The organism is Pseudothermotoga hypogea DSM 11164 = NBRC 106472 (assembly GCF_000816145.1).
Classification (GTDB): domain Bacteria; phylum Thermotogota; class Thermotogae; order Thermotogales; family DSM-5069; genus Pseudothermotoga_A; species Pseudothermotoga_A hypogea.
Map to the genome: position 1 here is coordinate 1,779,560 of NZ_CP007141.1, position 25,465 is coordinate 1,805,024.

Annotated in this window: 24 protein-coding genes and 1 pseudogene; 10 read left to right on the forward strand and 15 right to left on the reverse strand. The window is 47.9% G+C overall.

Going from position 1 to position 25,465, the window contains the following annotated elements; all coding sequences use genetic code 11:
• Positions 1-7: 7 nt before the first annotated feature.
• The 7 genes from AJ81_RS08710 to AJ81_RS08740 all read right to left on the reverse strand — a co-directional run bounded on the left by AJ81_RS08710 (position 8) and on the right by AJ81_RS08740 (position 8,344).
• Positions 8-1,228, reverse strand: a complete 1,221-nt coding sequence (locus tag AJ81_RS08710; protein ID WP_051368976.1) for a sugar transferase — start codon at positions 1,226-1,228, stop codon at positions 8-10.
• A gap of 38 nt (positions 1,229-1,266) precedes the next feature.
• Complete coding sequence (locus AJ81_RS08715; protein ID WP_144316868.1) at positions 1,267-1,545, reverse strand: YkoF family thiamine/hydroxymethylpyrimidine-binding protein; 279 nt, start codon at positions 1,543-1,545, stop codon at positions 1,267-1,269.
• Positions 1,542-2,222, reverse strand: coding sequence for a class I SAM-dependent methyltransferase (locus AJ81_RS08720; RefSeq protein ID WP_051368779.1), 681 nt, complete (start codon positions 2,220-2,222; stop codon positions 1,542-1,544). The genes AJ81_RS08715 and AJ81_RS08720 overlap by 4 nt, the downstream gene beginning before the upstream one ends.
• Before the next feature lie 110 nt (positions 2,223-2,332).
• Entirely contained in the window at positions 2,333-3,160 is an 828-nt protein-coding gene (locus AJ81_RS08725) for an ABC transporter permease (RefSeq protein WP_031502287.1), read from the reverse strand.
• Positions 3,161-3,169: 9 nt separating this feature from the next.
• Positions 3,170-4,123, reverse strand: a complete 954-nt coding sequence (locus tag AJ81_RS08730; protein ID WP_031502285.1) for an ABC transporter permease — start codon at positions 4,121-4,123, stop codon at positions 3,170-3,172.
• Positions 4,120-5,619 (reverse strand): ABC transporter substrate-binding protein, encoded by a 1,500-nt coding sequence (locus tag AJ81_RS08735; protein ID WP_031502283.1) that lies wholly within the window; start codon positions 5,617-5,619, stop codon positions 4,120-4,122. Before AJ81_RS08735 ends, AJ81_RS08730 begins: the two co-directional genes overlap by 4 nt.
• A gap of 247 nt (positions 5,620-5,866) precedes the next feature.
• Positions 5,867-8,344: a vWA domain-containing protein gene (locus AJ81_RS08740; protein ID WP_031502281.1), complete on the reverse strand. Its 2,478-nt coding sequence runs from the start codon at positions 8,342-8,344 to the stop codon at positions 5,867-5,869.
• Positions 8,345-8,440: 96 nt separating this feature from the next.
• On the opposite strand from AJ81_RS08740, the gene AJ81_RS08745 reads away from it, so the two are divergent.
• Positions 8,441-8,782: a hypothetical protein gene (locus tag AJ81_RS08745; protein ID WP_197536862.1), complete on the forward strand. Its 342-nt coding sequence runs from the start codon at positions 8,441-8,443 to the stop codon at positions 8,780-8,782.
• Between the two features lie 104 nt (positions 8,783-8,886).
• A complete protein-coding gene (locus AJ81_RS08750; RefSeq protein WP_031502277.1) occupies positions 8,887-9,111 on the forward strand; it encodes a hypothetical protein in 225 nt (74 codons plus the stop codon).
• 25 nt (positions 9,112-9,136) lie between these two features.
• On the opposite strand, the pseudogene AJ81_RS08755 reads toward AJ81_RS08750, so the two are convergent.
• Positions 9,137-10,104, reverse strand: a pseudogene (locus tag AJ81_RS08755) (RNA-guided endonuclease InsQ/TnpB family protein).
• A gap of 397 nt (positions 10,105-10,501) precedes the next feature.
• Between AJ81_RS08755 and AJ81_RS08760 the strand changes: the two are divergent.
• Positions 10,502-11,602, forward strand: coding sequence for an AAA family ATPase (locus AJ81_RS08760; protein WP_031505294.1), 1,101 nt, complete (start codon positions 10,502-10,504; stop codon positions 11,600-11,602).
• Between the two features lie 234 nt (positions 11,603-11,836).
• Here the strand turns inward: AJ81_RS08760 and AJ81_RS08765 are convergent, their stop codons facing one another.
• A complete protein-coding gene (locus AJ81_RS08765) occupies positions 11,837-12,670 on the reverse strand; it encodes a DegV family protein (RefSeq protein WP_031505296.1) in 834 nt (277 codons plus the stop codon).
• A 585-nt stretch (positions 12,671-13,255) separates the two neighbouring features.
• On the opposite strand from AJ81_RS08765, the gene AJ81_RS08775 reads away from it, so the two are divergent.
• The 4 genes from AJ81_RS08775 to AJ81_RS08790 are packed head-to-tail and all read left to right on the forward strand — an operon-like array spanning position 13,256 to position 17,065.
• Positions 13,256-14,482, forward strand: coding sequence for an ABC transporter substrate-binding protein (locus tag AJ81_RS08775; RefSeq protein WP_031505300.1), 1,227 nt, complete (start codon positions 13,256-13,258; stop codon positions 14,480-14,482).
• Between the two features lie 58 nt (positions 14,483-14,540).
• Positions 14,541-15,428 (forward strand): carbohydrate ABC transporter permease, encoded by an 888-nt coding sequence (locus AJ81_RS08780; RefSeq protein ID WP_031505302.1) that lies wholly within the window; start codon positions 14,541-14,543, stop codon positions 15,426-15,428.
• The gene (locus AJ81_RS08785; protein WP_031505304.1) at positions 15,425-16,267 is read left to right on the forward strand and encodes a carbohydrate ABC transporter permease; all 843 of its coding nucleotides are present in this window, start codon (positions 15,425-15,427) and stop codon (positions 16,265-16,267) included. Before AJ81_RS08780 ends, AJ81_RS08785 begins: the two co-directional genes overlap by 4 nt.
• 24 nt (positions 16,268-16,291) lie before the next feature.
• The gene (locus AJ81_RS08790; protein WP_031505306.1) at positions 16,292-17,065 is read left to right on the forward strand and encodes an SDR family oxidoreductase; all 774 of its coding nucleotides are present in this window, start codon (positions 16,292-16,294) and stop codon (positions 17,063-17,065) included.
• Here AJ81_RS08790 and AJ81_RS08795 read toward each other — a convergent pair.
• Complete coding sequence (locus tag AJ81_RS08795) at positions 17,057-17,758, reverse strand: IspD/TarI family cytidylyltransferase (protein WP_031505307.1); 702 nt, start codon at positions 17,756-17,758, stop codon at positions 17,057-17,059. The genes AJ81_RS08790 and AJ81_RS08795 overlap by 9 nt on opposite strands.
• A 110-nt stretch (positions 17,759-17,868) precedes the next feature.
• Between AJ81_RS08795 and AJ81_RS08800 the strand changes: the two genes are divergently transcribed.
• A complete protein-coding gene (locus AJ81_RS08800) occupies positions 17,869-18,804 on the forward strand; it encodes an inorganic phosphate transporter (RefSeq protein ID WP_031505308.1) in 936 nt (311 codons plus the stop codon).
• A complete protein-coding gene (locus tag AJ81_RS08805) occupies positions 18,795-19,934 on the forward strand; it encodes a lysoplasmalogenase (protein ID WP_051368768.1) in 1,140 nt (379 codons plus the stop codon). Before AJ81_RS08800 ends, AJ81_RS08805 begins: the two co-directional genes overlap by 10 nt.
• On the opposite strand, the gene AJ81_RS08810 is transcribed toward AJ81_RS08805, so the two are convergent.
• Genes AJ81_RS08810 through AJ81_RS08820 form a run of 3 tightly spaced genes read right to left on the reverse strand, consistent with a single transcriptional unit; the run spans position 19,906 to position 23,808 of the window.
• Positions 19,906-20,631 carry a pseudouridine synthase gene (locus tag AJ81_RS08810; protein ID WP_051368769.1) on the reverse strand — a complete coding sequence of 242 codons (726 nt, stop codon included), beginning with the start codon at positions 20,629-20,631 and terminating at the stop codon, positions 19,906-19,908. The two genes, AJ81_RS08805 and AJ81_RS08810, sit on opposite strands and share 29 nt — an antisense overlap.
• A complete protein-coding gene (locus tag AJ81_RS08815; protein ID WP_031505313.1) occupies positions 20,618-22,420 on the reverse strand; it encodes an LTA synthase family protein in 1,803 nt (600 codons plus the stop codon). The genes AJ81_RS08810 and AJ81_RS08815 overlap by 14 nt, the downstream gene beginning before the upstream one ends.
• Before the next feature lie 17 nt (positions 22,421-22,437).
• Positions 22,438-23,808 (reverse strand): MATE family efflux transporter, encoded by a 1,371-nt coding sequence (locus tag AJ81_RS08820; protein ID WP_031505314.1) that lies wholly within the window; start codon positions 23,806-23,808, stop codon positions 22,438-22,440.
• A 253-nt stretch (positions 23,809-24,061) separates the two neighbouring features.
• Here AJ81_RS08820 and AJ81_RS08825 point away from each other — a divergent pair, with 253 nt between their 5' ends.
• Positions 24,062-24,517 carry a peroxiredoxin gene (locus AJ81_RS08825; protein WP_031505316.1) on the forward strand — a complete coding sequence of 152 codons (456 nt, stop codon included), beginning with the start codon at positions 24,062-24,064 and terminating at the stop codon, positions 24,515-24,517.
• A 42-nt stretch (positions 24,518-24,559) separates the two neighbouring features.
• Here the strand turns inward: AJ81_RS08825 and AJ81_RS11050 are convergent, their stop codons facing one another.
• On the reverse strand, positions 24,560-25,129 hold the full coding sequence (locus AJ81_RS11050) for a sulfurtransferase TusA family protein (protein WP_051368770.1): 570 nt from the start codon (positions 25,127-25,129) through the stop codon (positions 24,560-24,562).
• A 65-nt stretch (positions 25,130-25,194) separates the two neighbouring features.
• Positions 25,195-25,464: a sulfurtransferase complex subunit TusB gene (tusB, locus tag AJ81_RS08835; RefSeq protein ID WP_031505320.1), complete on the reverse strand. Its 270-nt coding sequence runs from the start codon at positions 25,462-25,464 to the stop codon at positions 25,195-25,197.
• Between the last annotated feature and the right edge of the window lies 1 nt (position 25,465).

Here is a 25,465-nt window from a genome sequence, read left to right on the forward strand (position 1 = left end):
CAGCGTGTCATTTGGCGCCCCTTCGGAAGATGATCGCTTCGAGGGTGTGCAACATTATCTTCAGATCCAGAAAGATCGTTCGGTTTTTGACATAGTACAAATCGTATGAAAGCTTTTCTTTTGCCTCTTCAACCGAGGACGAGTATTTGTACTTTATCTGTGCCCAACCCGTTATGCCTGGTTTGACGATGTGCCTGAAGTCATAGTACGGAATCTTTTGACTATATTCGTTTGCAAGGTCGATCCACTCTGGTCTTGGACCAACGACGCTCATGTCTCCCTTCAAAACGTTGATGAACTGCGGTAGTTCGTCGAGCCGGTACGGGCGGATGATGTGGCCTATTTTCAAGATTCTGTCCTGTTCGTGCGTTGCATACTTCGCTTGACTTGTTTGAGAATTTCTCATCGTTCTGAATTTGTAGACCGTGAAGGGTTTCCCATCTTTTCCAATTCTTCGTTGTTTGAAGATGATAGGTCGACCATCTTCGATTAGAATACACAAGGCTATGATCAACATGATGGGTGAAGTCAGAACGAGCGCAACGATAGAAACGACGACGTCGATGACCCTCTTCGCCGGAGAACGAGTTTTAACAGTTTGAAGGCTGAGTTCGTAAAACTCTCTATAGCGTTGCACGATCTCCACGGGTATTCTCTGAAGGACCTTCTCAACGAAGGTGGGAAGGTACTCGATGTTTTTCAAAGACGCCTTTTTAACGACATCAGAGAGCCGCTGGTCTGCGACGAGTACGGCGTCGTAATACTTCGCTTTCTGTGACAACAGATCGACAGATGGGTTGACATACTCAGCGAAGATGTATCTGTGGTTCGTTTCTTTTTCGATCACTTGGAGGAAACCCTCAAAATCTTCTCTCTTTCCGACGACGAGGTACGTGATCGGCTTGTCCTTCCGCGTGAGCCTGTAAAAGGATACATTCAAGATCGGTAGGACTAATGTGTTTATCATCAGATTCAATAAGAATGCATGCTTTGGTACATGATCGTCGATTAGAGCATTGAAGATCAGTATCGGTACAAAAGAAGTAGCGGTGCTCAGAAGAGTTCTGATGAGTTGTTCGGTGTAACTTTCCAGATTTTCAAGATCGTAAGCTCTGAAAGTATAAAGGAAAAGAATTGCGAGAAGTGAAAAAACGATTGAATAAACTGTGCTTTCAAAGAGTTTGTAGAGTAAAAAGAGGCTAACGAAATTCAAGAACACCAGAAACACTTGTATCAAAGCCCCCTCATGTTGATTTTTCTGTTAACTTAGCTTGCGTTTTGTATTATATCACCATCTCCCCAACCACCAAATGTGCAGCCACAGTGGTTCGAAATGGTGATCTGTAGGACGAACCTCGTTTGGTCCATCGATGTGATTATTCTTTCGATCAGCTGAGCTATCTGGGATGGTCTTCCCCACAGCGTTGTGCTCATGTGGTTGATCTGGTGTTTCAAACCAGACGATTCTATGATCTTCAAAACCTCGTTGACCGTTTCATCGATCCTTTCTGTTCCGAGCGGATAAAAACTCATCTGGCAACTCAACTCGGTTTTCTCCACAGCGCGACGATGAAGCCTCCCCTTTGGGTTTTCGAAAGCCTTTTTTCTTCTTCCCAGTTGAGCTGTTCTTCGGACGCGTTCGGTGGGATGAAGACACACTGCGCTATTCTGACCAAGTTCTTTGGATCGAGTTCTTCGAGGTCTTTTTGAGTTTTGAAACTCGCATGTCTGAACACAGAGGCTGGATCTTGCTTCGCCTGTTGTTCGTACAGTTCTCCCCAGGGACTGTCTTTGTTTATGGTGCCGATCAAGAGATAACCTGAAGGTTTCAAAACTCTCATCATCTCGTCGAAGGCTCTTTTGGGCTCGTGGATGAATTCGAACGTGGCCATGGAGAAGACGCCGTCGAAGTGATCTGAAGGAAATTCCAGAGAGTAGACGTTCATCTTTTTGAACTCTATATCGAGACCCAGTTTATCGGCTTTGTCCTTCGCGATCTTCAGCATCTCTTCTGAGATGTCTATTCCAACGACCTTCACACCGAGCTTCGCCAACTTGATGCTGAAATTGCCCGTGCCACAGCCAGCATCGAGCACACAGGTGCCAGGCTTTGGGTGGAAGAACTCAAGTGCGACTCGTGTTTCGATTTCGTCGACGAATCTTCCAAGTGGCTTTTCGTACCAAAGATCGTACACGTTCGCGATCGGATCGAAGAAGCTCAAACGCTCACCCTCCACCATCACCGACGAAGATTATACAGGTTTTTTGACACTGAAAAAACCACGGGAGTTTTTGAAACGCGATCGTCTCGAAAACGTGTGGGCTGTCATTCTCACTTGTTCCTCGGATCGAGAACGTCTCTCAGCCCATCGCCGAGCACGTTCAAGGCGAACACCACGAGGGCTATGACGAAGCCAGGAAAGAGAGAGATCCACGGTGCGCTCAACAAGAACGCGGTGCCTTGGCTCACCAGGCCTCCGAGCGTCGGCTCGGGTGGTGGAACGCTCAAACCCAGAAAGCCCAGCGAAGCTTCGGTCAAGAAGGCGGTTGAGAGATTGGTGGTGAAGGTCACAATGAGTACAGATGAAAGATTGGGCAACACGTCGGTGAGCATTATCTTCAAATCGCTCTTTCCTATCGCTTTGGACGCCTTCACGAAGAGAGTCTCCTTTACAGAGAGTGCCGCACCACGCACGGTCCTGGCGAAGATCGGAACGTAGACCACGCCTATGGCAACTATCAAATTGACGAGGTTGGAGCCGAAGAGGGCCACGATGAAGAGAGCGAGGATCAACGATGGGAAGGCGAACAGACCATCGCAGAGCCTCATGATGAGCAGGTCCCAGATTCCGCCGTAGTAACCCGCCGTGAGTCCGAGGATCGTTCCAACGAAGGATGCGAACAGGATCGCGCTGAAGGCTATGACGACGCTCTTTTGAAGACCGTGGACGCACCTTGAGAATATGTCCCTGCCGAACTGGTCTGTTCCGAAGGGATGCTTCAGAGATGGTCCTTCGAGGATCGCGTCGTAGTCCATCGCGTAGGGACTGTGCGGTGCGAAGGTGGAAGGAAGAATGGCGACGATAAGGAACAAAACTATCAACGAGAGCGATACCAAGTTCAGTGGTCTTTTCAAGAACTTCTTCAACGTCCTGTTCATCGAGAGCGCTCACCTCAGTTCGACGCGAGGATCTATCAAGGTGTAGACGAAGTCGATCAAGATGTTGAGCACGACTATGAGTATGGCAATGAACATCACCACGAACTGGATCACTGGATAGTCCCTCTCGTTCACCGCTTGAAGGAGCAATCTTCCAAGGCCAGGTAGGGCGAACATGTTCTCGATGACGATCGTTCCTGCCAAGAGATAACCCAGCTGAATTCCAGAGAGTGTGATGATGGGTATGAGCGCGTTTTTGAGCGCGTGTTTGCTTATCAACCTTGAATAACTCACACCTTTCGCCTTCGCCGTTCTTATGTACTCCTGCTGCAGTACGTCGAGCATCGAGGATCTGGTCATCCTCATGATCTGCGCCGAGAGCATGAGACCGAGCGTGAGGGAGGGCAGAAACATCACTTGAAGGTTTCTTAAGAAATCTTCACGTAGCTGCACGTAACCGAAGATGTTGAAACCTTTGAAGGTTCCGGAGAAAATAACAATCAAAATCGCCCCCACCCAGAAGGATGGGGACGACAGTCCGATCAAACCTATCACTCTCACCAAACCATCCACGAAGGAGTTCTTCTTGATCGCGGCGACGATGCCGAGGGGTATGCCGATCACAGTCGCGAAGAACATGGACAGAACGGAGAGCTCCAGCGTCACTGGAAAGCGATCGAGGATGAGGTCTATGACTCTTCTTCCGGTTCTCAGAGACGTTCCGAAGTTCAGCGTGAAGAGGTTCTTCAACCAAACACCGAACTGGACGATCAAAGGTTTGTCCAAGCCGTACTGTTTGTACAATTGGTCTATCTGCTCTTCTGTCAAATAATTCTGAGTACCAAGCATCATGTCCACAACGTCACCAGGGACGAGGTGTATCGCGATGAACACCACGAACACGACGAAGAACACCGTCGGTATCGAAGTGAGAATGCGACGCAGAAGATAAGCAAAGCTCATTTCTTGTAAGTCTCCCTCAAGAAAATGAGACTCTCGTTCGGCAAGAGCTTGAAGCCTTCAACGGACGCGTTGCTGACGAAGATCTGATTGGCACTGTACAAAAAGATGATTGGTGATTCCTTGACGAGTAATCTCTGGAGCTCATCGTAGATCTCCTTCCTCTTCGTGGTATCGACCGTACTCCTACCGAGTTCGAGCAGCTCATCCACTCGTGGGTTGGAATAGCGGAAAACGTTGGTCGAACCTTTGCTGTGGAAGGTCCTGTAGAACTGAATGTCTGGCTCGATTGAACCACTGTTCATGGAGATGAAGGCGTCGAAGTCGCTCTCGCGCCATCTCTTTATGAATATGCCCCATTCGACCAGGTTGATCTTCGCTCTGACCCCGACTTCTGCGAGTTGCGCCTGAATCACCTGGGCGACCTTGTCGAAGTTGTAGCGCTGAGAGGTCACTATTTCGAATTCAAAGCCGTTGGGGTATCCTGCCTGCGCCAAGAGTTGCTTCGCCTTCGCGGGGTTGTAAGTGTACTCGTCGAAGTCTTTCGGCAAAAGTGCCCAAGGCTGGACCATCGGGCTCAGTGGGCCTGTGACGACACCTTCACCGAACGCGACCGTCTTTATGATGGCTTCTCTGTTGATGGCGTAGTTCAAAGCGTTTCTAACCCGTGGATCGTCGAACGGTTTTCTGGTGGTGTTGATGCCTATCAAGTAGTAGCTGAGCACGGGGGATCTGTAGATTTTGAACCTACCCTCGGGAAACTGTCTCACGTTGAGGGGTTCATTGATTTTCGCTATGTCCACATCGCCATTCCTCAACGCTGACACTCTTGAAACTTCCTCGGGCATGAAGACGATCTTGATCTCGTCCAGGTAGGGTTGGTCTTTCACGAAGTAGTGCGGGCTCTTCTTCAGAACGATGTAGTTGCCCTGAACGTACTCCGCCAGATAGAACGGGCCAGTTCCGTTCGTCTCGAGTTGAAGATTTTTTCCAGACTCGACGAACTTCTTGCTGACTATCGAGCTGTTCACACCTGCGAAGTTCGGCAGGAGTGCGCTGGCCATGGGTTTTTTGAGTTTGAACTCGATCTTGTTGTCACCGATCGCTTTGATGGATTCCACATCTTGGTAGAACGCCGCGGCGGGGGATTTGGTGTCTGGGTTCAGTATTCTTTCGAAGGAGAAGAGCACGTCTTCGACTGTCAAAGGTGTGCCGTCGTGGAACTTGACATCTTCTCGAATCTTAAAGACGATTGTGTAGGGATCGACCACTTGGAATTCTTCGGCGATGTTTGGAATCAACTGCAGGTTCTCACCGTAGCGAAGTAGACCGTCGTAGACGTTTTCGAGCACCCTGTGTGAAGCGAACGCCGTAACGAGGTGGGGATCCAAGCCGACAGGTTCGGTCTCCATGGCGATGATCAGTCTGCCTCCGAGCTTCTGCGCGAAGATTGCCAAGGTTAAGAGTGTTACCAGAAAAGCTACCAACAACTTCCTCATACAAGCACCTCCTTTCAGAATTTTGACCCTGCAAGAACGCGTTTCAATGCTTGATTGAGAGTGCGCTCGCAGAATCGTTTCGTTCAAATTCTTGGAGCCCGAAGAGCTTTCAGAAATGGTGAAGATGGCCATCTAAAAATATCATAACATATGCTCGAACTGATAGTATGTGATTACAAATTCAGAGTAGCCAAAGAGTGCAACAAAAAACGTGCTCACTTGGAGCCAACGCACGGCAAAAGATGAATCACTTGAACTGATAAACTGCTTCGCTCATTGATCCTACCCTTTGATGGAATTCTCTGTTCAAATAATCGACCTTCAACGCCACTTCGTAGGTCTTCGTCAGTGTGCCTATGGCGTCCAAGGCTTGGTACAGCGTGCTCAGCGCTTCTTTGATCTCTCTGAACTCAGGATAGCGAACTTCGAATAGCTTCAGAAGATCGATCACGAAAGGTATGGTTTCTTGAAAGACCAAAAGAACGCTCTGCCAATTGTCGATCGGTCCTTTGTCTGTCAAGGCTTTGTAGGAAACGTCAAAGAGATTTCCCATCAAAGATTTTCTCATCTCTTCGAAGCTCTTTCTCATCAGCTCGGAGCGCTTGTAGAAGTCCCAGTATTTTTCATAATTCTCTTGCACAAAAGTTTTCGACGTGTTCAAAAGCTCATGCAATTCTTCTTCCAAGTGGGATGTGAACTGCGGGTAGATCAAGTCGTTGAGCACGAAACTTTCCACGACTTCGCCTATTTGGCTCGGACTGAGCATCTGCTTGACCCAAGTTTTGACGTTGCTCTTGAAGAAAGAAAGGATCCTTTCAGGTTGTGCGACGACTTCGAGCAGTTTGTTGTAGACAGTGTTCATGGTGTCGTCGACCAGTTCGTCTCGAACGTATCTCACCAATCGATCTATGAGTTGTTCGATCGTCACGTTCGCCGCGATGCCACTCCAGTTGGTCGTGACTACGTCTATGAACATGTTCGTCACGTTCAAAATCAAATTCTTCGCAGATTCGAGTTTCCCGATCACCTCGCGTGCCTTTCTCACCATGTCTGTGGCTTTCTGAACGATCTGTTCCAGATCCTGCGTCACTCTTTCTTGTGTTGTGGACGCGTAGCCGATCATGTTGACGAAAGAGCCAAGGCCGACGTAGAATCTCTTGATCGTTTCCATCTCCATGAGTGTTATGCCGTCTTGAGTTATCTCTTCGAGCCATTTTGACGCATCTTTCACGAACGATTTCATCTCTGCCGTTGCGATCTTCGAGTTCTCAAGTTCGTACAGTAAACCCTTCGTGCGGTACAGTTCCATGGCTTTGCCGTAGGTGTATGCGAAGATCTCGCTGGGAGTGATCGAATCTACTGTGATGTCTATCCATCCGCTCGAGGTGTAACCCAGATGGTGGTATCTGTGTAAAAGATACGAACCGTAGTTCGCGTAGAGGATGTAATAATACCTTCCTGGTCTGATTCCTCCGAAATTTACGGCTCCGCTTTCATCCTTCTCTATCTTTCGCTCCGCGATCCTATCAAGATCTCCCATGACCTTGTAAAGATGGACCGCGACGTTGCGCCTGAAAGACAGAGAAAGGCCTCTTTCGTCTTTCACAACGACGACGGGATTCTTTGCCCAGACGTTCGTCTTCGTGCCGTCTGGTTTTTCAAGTGGGTAGAACACGAAATGAACAGATTCGTTTGTTGCAACAAGAGCTATCTCCACCTCAACTCTGCTGACGAAACTGTACTTTCTCCAATCGCTCACCCAGGCGAAGTAGTACTTCGAGTCGACGATGGGAAGCTGTTTTAGTTCGATTTCTTCCTGGTTGAACGGCCAAGAGAGCCTCCTGACCAAAGGGTTCCTCTCAGCGAGTTTGTCAAAGTTGTTCTCCTTCACCGCGATATTCACCTGCGGTGAGTAGTTCTCCGAAAGTTCTGTCTTCGCCATGTGCTCTTCGTCTGGCTGACAGTAGTAGAGTTGGATCTTCGTGTCTCTGATCGCCATGTCCACCGCGTACATCGACGTGACACAACCCGAAGCGAAGTACCAGTTCGGACCATAGACGGAATCTGTGTAAACGTCCGTGATGATTACGACAATCTTTCTCGCGTCTTCGCGCCAATCCAAGTTCAAAGACCACAGATAGGCATCGTAACCCCACGTGAGGTTCCACCATTCACCCTCCGTCTCGATCTCCTCTATAGCCTCTTCGATCTCTTCGAGCATGGTGGGGCCGAAGAACCTGGTGACGTAGTTCGGAACGGTCCATTCTGGCTCGTTCTCGGTGTCGTACATGCTTATGAAGATTCTGAAGTCGGTGCCCGTTTCGATCAACCTGTTCAGAAAATTTCTCAGTTGCTCTTTGATCGAATCGATGTGCTTTTCCATCGAGCCAGTTCCGTCGATGAAAAAGGCGATGTCGAGTTTGTCTGAGTTGATGGACTTTTCCCAGAAACCGCGACCCTTGAACTGATAATCGGACCGATCGAACTTGACGAGCATTTCGCCGAGCAGTTCTCCGCTCCTCCCGTAGGCTTTCTCCGTTATCTTGAAATCTTCAAGTTTGAGGTTTCTCACGAAGTTTCCCGCATTGTCCTTCACCGCGACAGAACACCACAGGGCGTTCCACAACCCGTCTGGCCACCAGACTTCGTGGTGTGTGAGTTGAAGTTGAGTGGCGAACAGGAGGCAGAGGAAAAAAGCGAAGAAAAGGCTCAGCACCCTTAGCATTGGATTTCCCCCCCTTGTTGGAAAGATTGTACCACTGTTTCAAGGTGTGGTAAAATATTAAAAAATGATGTCATTAAAACATTGGGAGGGATGCGTGTGGCTGAAAAAGGCTTCAAGAAACGTCTGATAGTTTTTGTGGAACAGGCTTCAAGTTTGGTCAGTTGCACCCCGCTGGATCTGAAAGAGATAAACGATTTCAAGGCTCCTTCTTTCTTCGACGATCCAGCGAAGCTCAGCGAAGTGTTGAAGTACATCAGAGAGAAGCATCCAGACGTCGAGGTCGAGACGGTGGATCCGAGGAACCCTCTGTTCACTTTCCAAGTGCTGAAGCACAAGGTCAAAGGTGGAAGGGCGACCTGGGTGTACAACGGCAAGAAGGTTTTCGAAGGAGTCCCCACAATAGAACAGATCGAGAAGATATTGAGTGAAACGAAGTGAAGGTTCATACACTGTCGAGTCTGTCCAAAGAGTGTCGAGCTTGTCGACTGTGTCGAATGTTAGATTAATATCCTTCGTGTTATACTCGACTCAGGTGATGCGACGTGTCGCTGAAGGATCTGGTCAGGCATCTTGTGGATAAGCCTTTGGACCTTGAGACCAGAAACTTGCTCGTCAATCGTGAGAAGGAGATTCAGATTCTCAACAGGTTCGCAGAGTTTCAAAGCTACGGTGTTTACGGCGTCGCGGGAGAGACGGGTGTAGGAAAGACGACGGTTCTAAACTTTGTAGAAGCGAAAGATACCTGCTTGACACTCCCAATTCCCTGAAGGAGATGGGATTCTTAGCAGCTCCTTAGGCTGCCTTCCACGGAGCATTTGATACTCCATGGCCACAGAGGTGTGGTTTAAACCTCACACCTCTGACGGGTGCCAATCCCGCTACTACTTGGAACTTCTTCCCAAGATACCTCTGCCAGATGTTTATCGCTCCTACTCCGTCCCTGTGATAACTAAATCCACAACTTTTACACTCATAGTTGCGACCAACCGCATGATTCTTGCTACCACATACAGGACAGACCTGACTCGTATATTCTTCTGAAGCAAGTTTCACTTCAATTCCCAGTAGCTGTGCTTTGTAGGTTGTCATGTCCACCATCTTTCTGAAACACCACTGATGAACTTTTTGATTAAAGTTATCGTTCCCTTCTACACGCTCTCGAATATTTGTGATATCACCAATTACAATAGTCCCATACCCTTTCTGTAAACACATCTTAAGAAAGTTGCTTGTTATCTTGTGCAGTATGTCCGTTATTTGATGTTTTGTTCGTTTCAGCATTCGCTGCTTTGCTTTCAACAGTTTTCTATACCTCTTGGAACCTTTCTTGCATTTGCTTAACGTCCGCTGAAAGTCTGCCAGCTTCTTATTGCGATATCTGATTAGACTGTTGAGAATACCACCGTGATACGAAATCACTTCAGAGCCATCAAAGCAAGTTATTGGACGGATTATGCCAAGGTCTACAGACATAACTTCAACAGACTGTCTGCAGTAAAGTAACTGTTAAGCGCCTGAAAGTATTGCTGAACTATAGCCTGTTTGGAATGGGTATGGATATCGATGGTGCTACTCCAACGCAGGATATATTTTTGTGCTGCTCCTGGTGAAAGCCAGAAACCTTTCTTGCTTTTTACTTTCTTGACCAGCGACATGGTTTTGTTGTAGATTCGACCAGCGAGCCTGTTCAGCTCAGAACACAGAGGATACAATTCTCTCGGAACAGGCACTTTGTAAGTTCTGACTATATATCTTGACATTGTTTCGCCCTATACAATTTATAACACATGCTAATAACGAACAAGCTTTTTACCCATTCCCCTGAAGGAGAAGGGGTTGCGGAACACTATTTTCTGTCAACAATTCTCAAGCCAAAGATGCGTTGTGTGAATCTCGTCAAATATTGAAAGAACCACATCCTGACGAACAACTGGGCCGCCCCAGATCCAAAACTGTAAAAATTGCGCAATATGTTGACGTCTCACCATACAGAAGCATATACGAGCCCTCGGAAAAAGATTTCCTAATTACTTATGTGCTTAGTTCCTCGCGGCGAAAGACGTTCTCATCTATCAACCTTTGTACCAAAAAGTTACTAACCAAATGGGGCAAAAGTTATTATACCCGTGAGGTATAATGTTTCCGGGAGGTGTTGTTGTGAACCCTTTCAGATTCGGAAGGCACTACGATCCAGATTGTTTCGTAGATAGAGAAAGAGAGTACTCACAGCTTTTGAGCGCTGTTCAAAGTGGAAACAATGTTGTTGTGGTTGCACCGCGGAGATTCGGCAAGACATGGCTGCTTCAAAAATTCGTTGCTGAAAGCGGTTTTCAGTGCATCTATCTCGATCTTCTGAGCGTGATTTCGCTGAGAGATCTTTGCGCAAAGATGATTTCGAAATCTTTCGAGCTGCTCAAATTGAACGACCCTGTGAAGTTCATAAGAGAGTATCTAAAGAATCTCTCAAGGCATGTGAGCTTTTCGATCGGTGCAGACGGAGTGAACTTCACTCTTGGAAAAGATATTGACGAAGAATCACTTCTGTCAGAGAGTTATAGATTACTCGAAAAACTCGGGGACCCCATGGCGCCTTTGATCGTCTGTATCGATGAATTTCAAGCTTACAGAACGGTTTCTGAAAAACTCCCAGGCTCGATCAGAGGATTTTTCCAAACCACACCAAATGTGATCTTTGTGTTCTCAGGTTCGATGCGACACATGATAGAAGAGCTCTTTTTCCAGTCAAAAGGTCTCATGTATCATTGCGGAATCAAACTTGATCTGAGCTCCTTCCTGCCAAAAGAAGAGGTAACCGATTACCTGGTGAGGAAGTTCGAAGCTTCTGGCAAACGTATTTCATCCAGCGTTGCCGGAAGATTCTATGAAATCACCAAAGGTCATCCGTACTATGTTCAAATCATGGCTTATGAACTTTGGAACACGTGCTTGAAGGAAGCGACGGAAAAGGATTTGACAGAGGCACTGAATCAACTCATATTTCGCGAAAGACACACCTACGATATGGCACTCGATGTACTCGGGCAGAAATACGTACGCAAGGTCTTGATCATGATCGCTTCCAACAAAGATATCTTCAGTATTGAGGCACTCCGAGAGTTTGAGATCCCAAATCCGAGCATCGCGAACAAGACCGTGAAAAAACTCATCGAGCTTGGATTTGTCGAAAAGCTCTCGCGTGGAAACTACGAAATCATCGATCCCATATTTGAAGAGTACATCCTGAGAAGATTCTCTTGAGTGAGTACTCGACGTCTCGACGGCTAAAACTACAAAAGACACCCAATGACGCTATCTCGCCTACAAAACATATACCAGCGCTCGAACAAAGACTTATTTTTGTGTTCCTTAGGTTTGGAGAACGGTGCCTGAGGAACAGTCTTTCGATCATCATACAAACAAGCGCCACGATCTCAATCGCCTTGATACGTGGAAGCGACGTGTTTCTCGGAAGCCTGATCACACTCTCCAACCTCAAAACGCTTTGCCCACGAGAACGCCGAGCACTTCCGGACCCGTGTGTGCCAATACGGTTGCGCCAACCCTCGCGATACCGTCGCACCTGTTGAACTTCGACAGGATCTGCTCAAGCTTTTCTTTCATGTGGATCGCACCGTAGCCACCATACAGGACATAGTTGGGAACCTTCTCAACGAAGGACGTTACCATGTTTACAAGTTTCGCTATGGCGTCTTCTTGGCTCATCGCAAGGCTTGCTTTGGACACTTCTCCCTCCCTGTTTATCTTCAGAACGGGCTTTAGATGCAACAACTTTCCAAGGAAAAGCGACAACTTTCCGATCCTTCCTCCTTTTTTGAGATACTCGAGAGATTCGAGCAAGAAAAACATCTCACAGTCTCGCCCATACTCGATAACGCTTTGCTGAGAGATTCTCTTGCCGTTCAAAACGTCTCTCATGAGTCTCGCCACGATGTAGAAGATCTTTCCGCTGACGGCTTTCGAGTCGAAGAGGAGAAAGTTTCTCAGACCAAAATTCTCAATGACCATTTTGACCGCGTTGTAGGTGCCACTCAGTTTCTGTGAAAGCGTTACGACAAAGATTTGTTGGTACTTGCTTTTTATGTCTTCGAACAACTTGATTATGTCCTCCATGCTCGGCAGCGAAGTTGAGATGTTGTGATGTTCTTTCATGAGTGAGCATAGCTTGTCTACATCAATGTCCACGCCATCACGGAATTCTTTCCCATCAACGATTACACGCAGCGGCAACCTGTACAGATCCAGCGGTGGCTTCCAATCCGTCGGAAAATCAGCAGTACTATCCACCACAAAAGCGGTCTTGTCCATGCAGAAAACCCTCCAACGAAAGATTCTCAAGTTCATTCTATCATGCTACGAACCTTCCCTTTCGATTAGCTATCGAAAAGATTTCACAAGACTTAGTAAACGTGAGAAATCAGAAGCAACAAAGCGAAAAAGTTCAGACAATGAAGTGAAAAGAGCAAAATTCATCCCTACCGTTCCAGAATTGGGTATGAAGAGGGTTGCATGATTTGGTTAAATCTGCTTCACTATATAAAGGATTATCTTTTCCAGAAAGATTTACGCACGTCTCTCAGAAAGATCGGGTGAAAAACATCAAAACGCCGTCTCAAAAGCCAAGAAAACTTCGAACGAACATATGATTCAAGTATTTCCTGGAACATGGACCATCCAGCAGGACAGTTCTGGTCGCAAAGACAGATCCTGTAAGTGATGTCGTTTGACATATGATCGATGATCTGGTGAAGGAGAGATTGATCGAGCAGCGGATGCGGTTTGATGAATATGGCTTCATTGAAGGTACGATTCGACTGCAATCTCATGGCGATAAACAAACTCACTGAAAATCTATCGGGGTGAAACACACAACACTCAAGGGGAGGTGTGGTTATGTGGCGTAAGCTGGTTCTTCTCGTAGCAATGAGCCTGCTTGTAACAGTGTTCGCGGCTAAGATCGAGATCTTCAGCTGGTGGACTGCAGGTGGAGAGGCGGAAGGTCTCCAGGAACTCTTTAACATTTACAGCAAACTGTATCCAGGTGTGGAGATCATCAATGCGACCGTGGCTGGTGGCGCAGGCGCGCAGGCAAAAGCAGTGCTGAAGACCAGAATGCTCGGAGGAGATCCACCCGACACGTTCCAGGTCCATGCGGGACACGAGCTCATCGATACGTGGGTCAAGACGGGGTTCATGGAACCAATCACGTTCCTGTACAAAGAAGAAGGATGGGACAAGGTGATGCCCAAGGGCATCTTGGACATCGTGTCTTACAACGGTGAGTATTGGTCTGTGCCAGTCAACATCCACAGGGCCAACGTGCTCTGGTACAACAAGAAGATTTTCGAGAAGTATGGCCTGAAACCACCAAAGACGTTCGAGGAGTTCTTCCAAGTTGCCGAGGTTCTCAAATCCCACGGCATCATTCCGTTGGCCCTTGGTACCAAAGATGGATGGGAAGCAGCGCACGCTTTCGAAACAGTTCTGATCGGAAAACTTGGAGCAGAGGGTTACAGGGGACTCTGGAACGGCAAGACCAAATGGTCGGATCCAAGGGTCACGGATGCGCTTGAAACCTTTGCCAGGATGCTTCAATATGTGAACTCCGACCACGCTGCTCGAACGTGGGATGAGGCTTGTGCTTTGATCGTTGAAGGCAAAGCGGCGATGAACATCATGGGTGACTGGGCGGTCGGGTACTTCTACGCGAAGAACTTCTACGATTTTGGTTGGGTCCTCGCACCTGGCAACGAGGGAATATTCGACGCACTGTCTGACAGTTTCGGCCTGCCAAAGGGTGCAAAGAACAGAGAAAATGTGATCAACTTCCTGAGAGTCTTGGGTTCCAAAGAAGGACAGCTCGCGTTCAACATCAAGAAGGGTTCCATCCCTGCCAGGACGGACATAGACAAGAACCTGTTCCCAGAGTATCAGAGGTCCGCGATGGAAGATTGGCTCAAACACGAGATCGTACCGAGTGTTATGCACGGAGCAGCGGCATCTGAAAGCTGGGTCACCGAATTCAAGGATGTCATCTCGTTGTTCGTTGCTCGCCCGGACGTGAAGACAACCCAGAAAGCTCTTGTCAGTATAGCCAAAGCTCAGGGTGTTCCTCAGTGATGATTTGTGAGGGTGGGGGCTCGCTCCCCACCCTTCTTTTCTGGAGGGATGGTGAACAGTGAAAACAGACAGAATCGTTGCGCTTCTTTTTATTCTTCCTTCTTTGATCCTGATTGGAATCTTCATCTACGGATTCATTGGTTGGACAGGCTGGGTCTCCATGGTGAACTGGCGGGATGTGTTCCCGGATTTTACTTTCGTCGGTCTTCGTAACTACAGCAGACTTTTCCAGCACTTTCGATTTGCTATATCCATGAAGAACACTCTCGTTTTCACGATCTTGTTTCTGATCGCGAGTATAGGCATAGGGCTGTTGCTTGCCATTTTACTCGACAGAAAGGTTCGCTTCGAGGGTTTCTTCAGAACGGTTTATTTGTTCCCCATGGCTGTGTCGTTCGTCGTCACCGGTGTCGTGTGGCGATGGATACTGAATCCTGGCACGGGTGGGGAGAGCGTTGGATTGAACTGGTTATTGGAGAAGATAGGCCTTGGGTTCTTGAAAAGTGGATGGTACACCGATCCGAACATAGGAATCAAGGCTGTGGTGATTGCTGCGGTTTGGCAGATGTCGGGCTACGTGATGGCCCTTTATCTTTCTGGCATTAGATCAGTCCCCAACGAACTCTACGAGGCGGCCCAATTGGACGGTGCAAACGTCTTTCAGCTGTACCGATACATCGTTCTGCCACTCCTCAGGCCCGTCACGCTGAGCGCTGTCATCATACTCGGTCATATCTCTTTGAAAATTTTCGATCTGGTGTTTGCCATGACTGGAAGTGGAATAGGTTTCTCATGCGATGTTCCTGCACTGTTCATGTACGACACGACCTTCAGGGGCAACTACTTTTCTCAAGGAGCAGCGATAGCGATGATACTTCTTTTGTGTGTTGCCGCTCTGATAATCCCCTATCTGGTGTACAGCATCAGATCGGAGGTTAGAAAATGAAAGCGAGCAGGGTATTACTGTATCTGGTGTTGATCGTTTTTGTCGCTTTCTACCTCATGCCCATATACGTCCTTCTCATGACGAGCTTGAAGAGCTTCAGGGAAATAAGTTTGAGCACGATGTGGATTCCGCCGAAGGAAGTGAGTTTCAGGAGTTTCTTAAGAGCATGGTACGGCGACAGATCGATAGGTTTGAGGGGTCTTTCGGGAAACTTCATGAACAGCATCTATTTGACCGTCCCGGCGACACTGATCTCTTCGGTGCTCGGTTCTATGAACGGTTATGTCCTGACGAAATGGAAGTTCAGAAAGGCCAATTTGGTTTTTGCTCTCATACTCTTCGGCATGTTCATTCCATATCAAAGCGTGCTAATACCGCTCGTGCAAGTTCTGCAGAAGACGAAACTCTATGGCAGTATACCCGGTTTGATTCTCGTCCACTGCGTTTATGGAATACCCATCACAACTTTGATTTTCAGGAATTATTATTCCACCATTCCAACAGACATCGTCGAAGCAGCAAAGATCGATGGAGCTGGTTTTGTGAAGATATTCGCTAAAGTCATTCTTCCACTGTCTGGTCCGGCATTCGCAGTGACGGCGATCTGGCAGTTCACATCGATCTGGAACGATTTCCTTTTTGGCCTTGTCGTCACGCCCAACCCGTCCGTCCAGCCGATAACTGTGGCGCTCAACAATTTGGCCGGTAGCTATTTCGTCGAGTGGAACGTTCAGATGGCTGGAGCGCTAATAACAGCTCTCCCGACGCTCATCGTCTACATCTTTCTTGGAAAGCTCTTCATGAGAGGTCTGTTATCAGGAAGTCTGTCTGGAATGTGAGAAAATAGTCTTGGGGTGAATCGAATGGATCTCAAGTTGTCGGGCAAAAGGGTGCTGGTTTGTGGTGGTACCCGAGGCATTGGTAGAGCCATTGCAGAGGAGTTTTCCAAGGAAGGCTCAACAGTTTTCATCGTCGCACGTCATCAGTCAAAGGAGATCGCCAAACAGATCGAGGTCCAATACTCTGCGAAGGTTTTCGGCTTCGATGCAGACCTTTCGAAAGCCGAGGACATACAGCAGGTGAAAAAGGCCGTAGGTCAGGTGGATGTGTTGATAATCAATTCTGGAGGCCCGAAAGTCGGTGATTTTTTCGATTTGCGCGATGAAGATTGGTACCTTGCCTTCGATCTTTTGATCATGAGTACTGTGAGGCTGATCAACGCCTTCTTGCCGGATATGATCGAAAGAAAGTGGGGCAGAGTCATCGCCATAACGTCGGTCTCGGTATTTGAACCGCTTCCGAGACTACTACTTTCGAACTCTCTCAGAATGGCCATAGCAGGATTGATGAAATCTCTGTCCAAAGAGTACGCCAGATACAACATAACCTTTAACTGCGTTGCGCCAGGCCACACCATGACCGAGAGGCTGGAGCATTTGATTAAAGAAGCGGCTGTCAGGATGCAAAAGAGCGAGGAGGAAGTCATAAAACAGATGGCCGAAGAGAACGATGTGAAACGTTTTGCAAAACCTGAAGAAATCGCAGCCGCGGTCGTTTTCCTTGCGAGCGAACGAGCTTCTTACATAACCGGTACGACGCTGAAAGTGGATGGAGGCTTCGTCCACGCTTCACTCTGAAAGCGATCTGGCGATCGCTTCTGCCATCACCATATCGAGCTGTGTTGTAACCTTGATGTTCCGCGGATCACCTTCAAGGATTGATACGGGCACATCGTTCACGACGAAGACCCCTGTTGCATCGGTCAAAGCTGATCTTTGTTCTTCCGTGAGTCGTTCAAAAAGTTCAAGAAAGGTTTTTATTTTGAACGTCTGAGGTGTCTGAACAGCAAAGGTACGTTTTCTATCGGTGAGACTGACGATTCTGTCTCTTTCGCATATCGCAATGGTGTCGATCACCGGTAAAGCAAGCGTTACGGCCGAGCTGTTCTCACACATTTTGATGCTCGACACGATATGCTCGCTCTTCACGAAAGGCCTGGCAGCATCGTGTGTCACTGCTATGTCTTCATCTTTCACACCGTATTTCTCTTTCACAAACGCAAGAGCTTTCACCAGTGAATCGGTCCTTGTGGAACCGCCCGCAACAAACTGCAATCTTTCATCTTGAAGATATGAGAGCACAGTCATTTTTCCGAATTCAAACCATTTTTCTGGCAACACGACGATGAGCTTTCTGAAATCTCTGACCCTTGAAAACGTCGAAACGCTCCAAAGTACAAGAGGTTTCCCAGCTAAATCGATGAACTGCTTTGGAATATCACTTCCGAACCTCTGTGAATTTCCCCCAGCGAGAACGATCCCATAGATCAATTTTCGTTCCCCTCCAAGGTATTATAGAAGAAGCTCACATGTTGCAATCAATGCCGTTTTTCTGTAAAATCTATCACAGTATCGTAAAACCGAGGCGGGAGTGTTGGCACGTGTGGTACCTTCTTCCATCGATTTTCTTGGGTTGGTCGCTCGGGGCGAACGATGCGGCTAACGTGTTTGGTCCAACGATCGCTTCTGGGTTGATACCTCACAAACCCGCCATGATCTTTGGTTCCCTCTTCGTGGTCCTCGGAGCCGTCGTGGGTGGATCGGAAGGCCTTCTGAACGTCTCAAGCATCACTACTGGACTGGTGCTCGACAGCGCTTTGGCTGTCTTCTCCGCAGCCTTGACGGTCACCATCATGACGCTTCTCAAATTTCCCGTTTCTACTTCTCAGGCTGTGTTCGGAGGTATCGTGGGAACCAACATTCTGAGATTCGGCTTTGAGAACGTCAACTGGATGGCCATGTCGAAGTTCGTTGTTGTGTGGGTGCTCACACCGACCGGTGCAGCTGTAATAAGTTTTTTCCTGTACAAGTTTTTGGCCATCGTGTTTCGCCGCATCAAGTCGGTCCAGATCCAGGACAGATTCATAACGGTTGGTTCCTGGCTTGTCGGTTTCTATGGTTGTTATGCGCTCGGAGCGAACAACGTGGCCAACGTGACAGGTGCCTTGGTTGGTAACATGTTGAGTGTGACTCAGGCTGCCTTGATTGGAGGTCTGTGTATCGGTTTGGGCATGATCACTTTCAGCAAAGGTGTCGTCATGACTGTGGGCAAAAACATCGTCGCGCTGGATCATTTCTCTGGCATGATCGCTGTTCTGGCGCAGGCGATCACTGTCTGGATCTACAGTCTCGTTGGCATTCCTGTTTCCTCCTCGCAGGCGATCGTGGGAGCGGTGATAGGTTTGGGATACGCAAAGGGTGCGAAGTTGTCCAATCGCCGAACGGTCGTGAACATTGTGCTGGCCTGGGTCGCAACACCTCTGGTCGCTGGGCTCATCTCTTACATACTGTGTTTGGGGGTGAAGTCATGGTTTTGAGAAAATTGATCGTCATGTTATGCTTGCTGTCGATCTACGGACTGGCTCTTGTACTACGCTTGCCAGAGTTCGACAGAAAGAACGGCATCAAGGAAGTTTTCCTCCACGATCACGGTGATAGGATCGAATACACGATCGTTTTCTGGGATGAAGACCATCCTCATACCTTGACGGATTTGCTGTACGATCTCTATCGGTTCTACAAGTGGGGCAGGTTCTACGATATAGAGACCTTCTTCCTCTACCCAGATCGAATTCATTTTCCCGACGACTTTTGTGACAGTGAAACTTACTTCCAGCTTGAAAACTTACACAATCAGGCGGAACTGTCGTTGGATCAGTTTGAACATTTCAACGGCAAGCCTGTGGTTTACATCAGCACATGGAACCACATGTTTTCAAACAAACCCTTGAGGGGTGTGAGCTATCTCAGTTACAAGGTTGAGAAGACTGCTTTCGGGACGAGGAACGATGCTGAACGAAAGTACAGTTGGAGGAAGAACGTGAAACTCAAGCTAACTCTGTGGTTGTTCTTTGCTTCTCTGGGTTCGATGTTGACCACGATCTTACTGAAGGGTCGTTCCAAATTGTGCATCGTTGTCAAAGGCCTCACAACGACTCTAATTGCAACCATCGCCATGCTCAACGCACAAGGACCAGAATGGCTCATCTTCGCAGGATTGATCTTCAGCTTGATGGGAGACGTCTTTCTGGAGTTCGATTCTCTTTTCTTTCAAGGCATGCTCGCGTTTTTCACGACACACCTACTCTATTCCATCGCCTTCTTTAAGCTCTTTGGAGCGAGCGCCTGGTGGATTTTCGTCCTCATTTACGCTGTCGTTCTGTTCCAGTACGTCTTTCTAAAAAACCATCTCGGAAAAATGAAGGTCCCCGTTCTGCTCTACACAGTCATGATAGCGACGATGCTTTCTTTGAGTTTTGCCGTGTTGAAGCATGAGATATACTACGCACGAACCTTGATTCCGATCGGTGCGATACTCTTCGCGTTCTCTGATTCGTATCTGGCTTGGGACAAGTTCGTCAAAAAGCTTCCAATGAGAAACTTCGTGGTGCTCTCCGCGTACTTTCTTGGTCAGCTTTTCATAGCCCTTTCAGCTGTCGTGATTTGAGCCTGTTCTTCGTTGCGACTTGAACGATCGCTTTGATTTCCTCGTCCTTTAGTTGTCTGTATTCACCGGGTGTGAGGCCCTGAAGGGTGATGTTTTCGAACCTGGTTCGTACGATCCTTTTGTACCTCAAACCAATCGCTGTGATGATTCTTTTCACCTCGTGGTATTTTCCCTCGGTAAGGACAAGTCTGACGAGTCCTTCTTCCACCTCTTCGATCTTCGCAGGCGCAAAGCGTTCTTGTTTCAATTCGAGCCCGAGCTCCACCCTGTGCTTCATTTCATCGTCGATCTTTCCCTCCACCCACACTAGATACTCTCGCTCTAAGCGTGACTTTGGATCGATCAACAGGTGAGTAAACGAACCGTCCGTGGTCAGGATAACCAGACCTTCGACGTCTCTATCCAACCTTCCGGCCACGTGGAGCTCTCGAAATTTGGCATGAACGATCAAGTCGAAAATGTTCGCGTCGTCCACTCTGTCGCAAACGTATCCGGTCGGTTTATACAGCGCCAGATAGATATGTGTGGGTGGTTCCACACGCTGATTCAGACACTCCACAGCATCGTTCTCTTTCACTTTGAACGATGGATCTCGCACGATCTTACCGTTCACTGAAACGTGTCCATTCCTTATGAGCTTTTTCACCTGGTTCCTTGTCCCAACACCACTGTTCGCGAGGTACCTATCGAGCCTCAAGGTTACCCGGTCCTTTCGATTTCAAGTTTTCCAAGAAATGTCTTGAAACTTCGATCTGTTTGATAGCCCGCTGGTATCCATCGAGGAATTCGTAGTAAGGCATCGGTTCGTTCCTTTTGACGTCGATTCCAACGCTCTTTCTTATCGTGCCTTCCTCGGACACCACAAAAAGCCTTTCTCCATCGAAGAAGGAACCATCCGGAAGGTGGTGTCTGAACGCGACAAAGCTTTCGTCATTGCACAGGTCCTTGCCGACGTACAGCTCCAAATCACACTTCAGTCCGAGCATGTTGAGAATGGTGGGAGTGAAATCCACCTGTCCGCCAACGTTTTTCACTTCGTAACTCTTGCCGAGTCCCGGTACATGAACGATCAAGGGCACGTTCAACGCCTTGAGAAAATCGTATTCCTCGTTCAGCCACTCACTGACCAGCATCTTCGTTTCCTTGTGGAAGGGGTACAATCCGGCGTGATCGCCGTACACCACGATGATTGATTTTTCGTACAGTCCTGATTCTTTCAAGAGTTGCAAAAAATATCCAAACGCGCGGTCTGCGTAGTTAATCGCCTGAAGGTAGTTTCCGAACAGTGTGTTTACATGTTTTGGTTCCAGCATTAGTGTCTTCAGCTCTTGCGGCAGTATAAACGGTGTGTGGCTCGACAGAGTTACGACGAAAGCAAAGAATGGTTGAGGCAACTTCTTCAGCACTTCGACCGCTTGCCTGTATAAAGAAAAATCACTCAATCCCATGCCCACGATCTCATCCTGATGCAGGTCCTCCAAACTCACGAAATCGTCGAATCCTAAGTGCGTGTACGCTTGCACCCTGTTCCAAAAACTTTCAGCGTTCCCATGAAACGCAACCGTATAATATCCGGCTCTCTTGAGCAAGCGAATTAGTCCATCCAGCTCGATATCGCTGTAGGTTTCGTACGCAGGATGATTCCCCGGCACGTGCAAGGATGTCAAAGTGACGAACTCTGCGTCCGCAGTGTTCCCCGTCCCAGTCTGCTGAAAGTAATTGCTGAAATAGATGGAATCCTTCTCGAGCAGGGCGTTCAAGTTTGGCGTTATGGCTTGACCATCGTAGGATCTTTGAAGAAAGATATTTTGAAGCGATTCGAACTGAATCACGATCACGTTCCTGTCCTTGGCTATGGCCGAGAAAGCCTTCTTGTTCGATTCGGGTTTGGACTGCGTGGACGCAGGGGGCGCCAAGAAGTCTTGTTTTTCGAACGCCAGCAGATACACAGGATCGTAGAGGTGGTAAGCGACCAAGCCGTATCTGTTGAAAAACTGCATGGGCTTCAAATTTTGAAGGAAGGCCGGAAAAAAAGCGAAGGCCAGACAAAGTGTCACAAGCACGACCACGATTTTCTGTGACGGTTTTTCCCGATCTGAAAGGCTCTTCAGAAATTTTCTGTCCAGCAATATCAAAAAAGGTATATCCCCAACGAAGGATAGGGAAACAGGGTTCAGGAAGTACTTTATGCTGGAACCAACCTTCGGAAGTTGTGGAAGCAAGAGTAACTGCTTGATCGAAGGCAAGGTTCCAAAGTTTTGAAAGTAAAGATAATCCACAATGAACGTAGCTGAGAGAACAGAGTACAGCACAAACTGCTTCTTTTCGATGAAGGTGATGAAGATCACCCACAGCATAGAACACCATAGAATACTTACGATGTAACTCTGCGCGCGCGTGATGCCCACCGTAAAAAGGTAGAACAGAAAGAGCTTCACATTGATCAACACGTAAAGAAGGAGAGTGTATCTGCTTTGCTTTGTCAACGCTTTCACCCAGTTTATTATAGCGATTTGTTTCGCTTGAGATTTCGAACAATACTCTTGCCCCAGCTGAAGGCGACCACAGCGTTCGTAAGATTTCCTATCACGATGCCCCACCAGACGCCTTCCAATCCAATCTTCATGACGTTGACGAAGAGCCAGCAGAAGAACACCTGCATTATGAGAGTTCTGAATATGGTAACGACCAGACTCTTCACTCCATGACCAATACCTTGAAACATCGCCGATGTGAACATACCGAAAGGTGTACCCGGTAAGAAAAGACTGAGAGCTCTCAATGCACTGACAATGTCGTGGAATATGACACCACCTTCGCTCGAATAGGCAAACAGAAAGGCTATTTGTTTTGAAAAAATCTGTATTATCGCCATGACACAGATGCCTATGATCAAGCCAAGCTTGATTGCGTACATCTGCGCTTTTTCAAGTTTGTCGATGTCTCTTGCTCCGTAAGCTGCTCCAACCACGGACGTTACGGCGGCAGCTATTCCAAGCATTGGAATGGTACCGAAGTTGATGATCCTCCAGGCGCTCGTGAAGACGGCGAGCCCTTTCGCTCCAGCGGCGATGGACGCAAATCTGTTGAGTATGAAGATCGCCACGGACATGGATAATTGAGCAAGAGATGCAGGAATTCCAATCGAGAGAATCTTCCACAAGAAGGACAGATCGAGGTGACGCTTGTCAAAACTGAGACTCAAATACGTGCTTTTCCGAATCAGAAACCAGTAGATGCTCATGAAAAGCCCCACCGAAGCAGAGATCACAGTCGCATACGCTGCACCAGCAACGTGCAGTTTGAAAGAGTAGATGAGTACCGGATCGAGTACCATGTTCAGAATGGATCCGACGACGATCACAACCATGGCACGCTTGGCGTCGCCCTCGGCTCGGAGGATCGCGTTGGCCAGGTTCGTCAGCATGAATACGATCGTGAAGGGCAGTATTATGTAGGAATACTCTAAACAGAGCTGAAGTACGTCGTCCGATTGCCCCATCAGAATCAGAGCAGGTTTTATGAATATCAGGGAAAGTAGAGTCATGGTTGCTCCAAGCAGGATCACAAGCACCACGGCTGTCTTCGCCGCATTTTCTGCCCCGGCTTTATCCCGGGCGCCGATCCTTTGGGCGACCACAGCGTTCGCACCTATTCCCAGACCCGCTGCGAGAGAGATAATGATCATGAAGATCGGAAAGAAACCTCCGACCGCCGCGAGCGCGTTCGGTCCAAGCCCCGCAACCCAGATCGCATCTACAAGGTTGTAGAGAGTTTGCATAAGCATGGCCAGCATCATGGGGCCTGACATTCTCAGTATGGCCTTCTTTGGATCTCCGAGCAGAGTTGCGACACTTTTGTGCGTCGTTTCCATCAAAAACACCTCCGGATCTAACACACCAGTTCGTGAACGGAACTATTCTAACATCGACGCCAATCGTTTTCACCTGCGCTGCGAGACCAAGGTCAAATCTTCTAAGTTCAAACCCAAAGTGGATGAATTTCTAATTTCATTACCTCATAAAATGTGTTATACTGTAATCGTGAATGCAATTCATGTGGCCCATGTTGAAAAAATCTTCGCGAACGTGTCAGCAACTTCTCACCCAAACAGTGGAGGTGAAACCATGTTGATGGTTGGTTCGACAGCACCCGACTTCACTCTGAAAGACCAGGATGGCAATCTGATTCAGCTCTCGAGTTTGAAAGGCAGGAAGGTGCTTCTGTCTTTTCATCCTTTGGCCTGGACATCAGTCTGTGCGGATCAGATGAAATCTTTGGAGCTCGCGTACGAAGAATTTGAGAGTTTGAAGGTCGTACCGCTTGGCATCAGTGTCGATCCTGTTCCAAGTAAGAAGGCTTGGGCTGACGCGCTGGGACTGAAAAAGCTGCGAATCCTTTCAGATTTCTGGCCACACGGAGAAGTTGCCAAAGCCTTCGGCATATTTCGAGACAAGGATGGCTTTTCCGAGAGGGCAAACGTGCTGATAGACGAAGAGGGCAAGGTTATCTGGATGAAAGTGTATCCGATCAAACAACTTCCCGATGTTGGCGAGATACTGAGTTTTCTCAGATCGGAATGAAGCTTGCTGGAAAGCTGTTGAAAACACGTGTACGATGATCCTTCAATCTTTTCGATATTCGATAGGTTTTTGTATGCAGAGCACGCAGTCGGCACCTTTTTCAGCAATCCACACTGTGTAAGCTTGTTTTTTACAGTGATTCAAGATTCGTTCTTTCGATATGGGATAATCCAGGATTACCATGAGTATCTGGCCTGGCTGCATTTTCGTCAGTTGGTTCCTTGTCTGTAGATCGGGTATAGGACACATTTCTCCACGCACGTCTAAAACGATGTCTGGTTTTGGCAGTTCTTTCGTATCGACGCTGTAATGAAAAACTGCGTTTCCGCTGAATATTCCGGGTTTTTTCAAGAGCATCGACGCTTCTTCGAGAATGTGCATGATGTGTTCAGAGGCGAGGTCAAATCTGTCACCGTCCTTAGTGTGGATCACCCTCAAAAGGCCCTTACGAGCCATCTGATCGAGATATCTGAAAGCCGTTGAGATGTCCATCTTCAAACTCTTCGCGACCTCGTTAGCTGTCATGCAACTTTCGTTCAAGAGCATCTGTATTTCGAGTCGTCTCTGATTTGCAAGCAGTTTGAAGAATTCTACCAACTCGTTGTTATTCAAGATCCTTCACTCCGTTTCAAAAAAGCGCGGGCTCTTTGGCCCGCGCGCCCACTATCGAATGAATTTTAACCGATCGATTTGGGATGCTTTTCAATAAGCTCGACTAATTGTGCATAGCTTATCAGTGGAACGCTCGAATCTGACTCATCATAGCCGCGAGCCAAGAAATCATCCCTCAAGGCGTAAACGTTCGCTTTGGTGTATTTCTTTACGTCCTGCAAGATCCAGTATACACCATTCTGCAGCAGCACGACGTCGTCGTTTTCTGTGGCAGTTTCAAGTTTTATTTTCTCTGCTGGGTTGTTTGGGCCATACTTCACAATGATCAAAGCCACG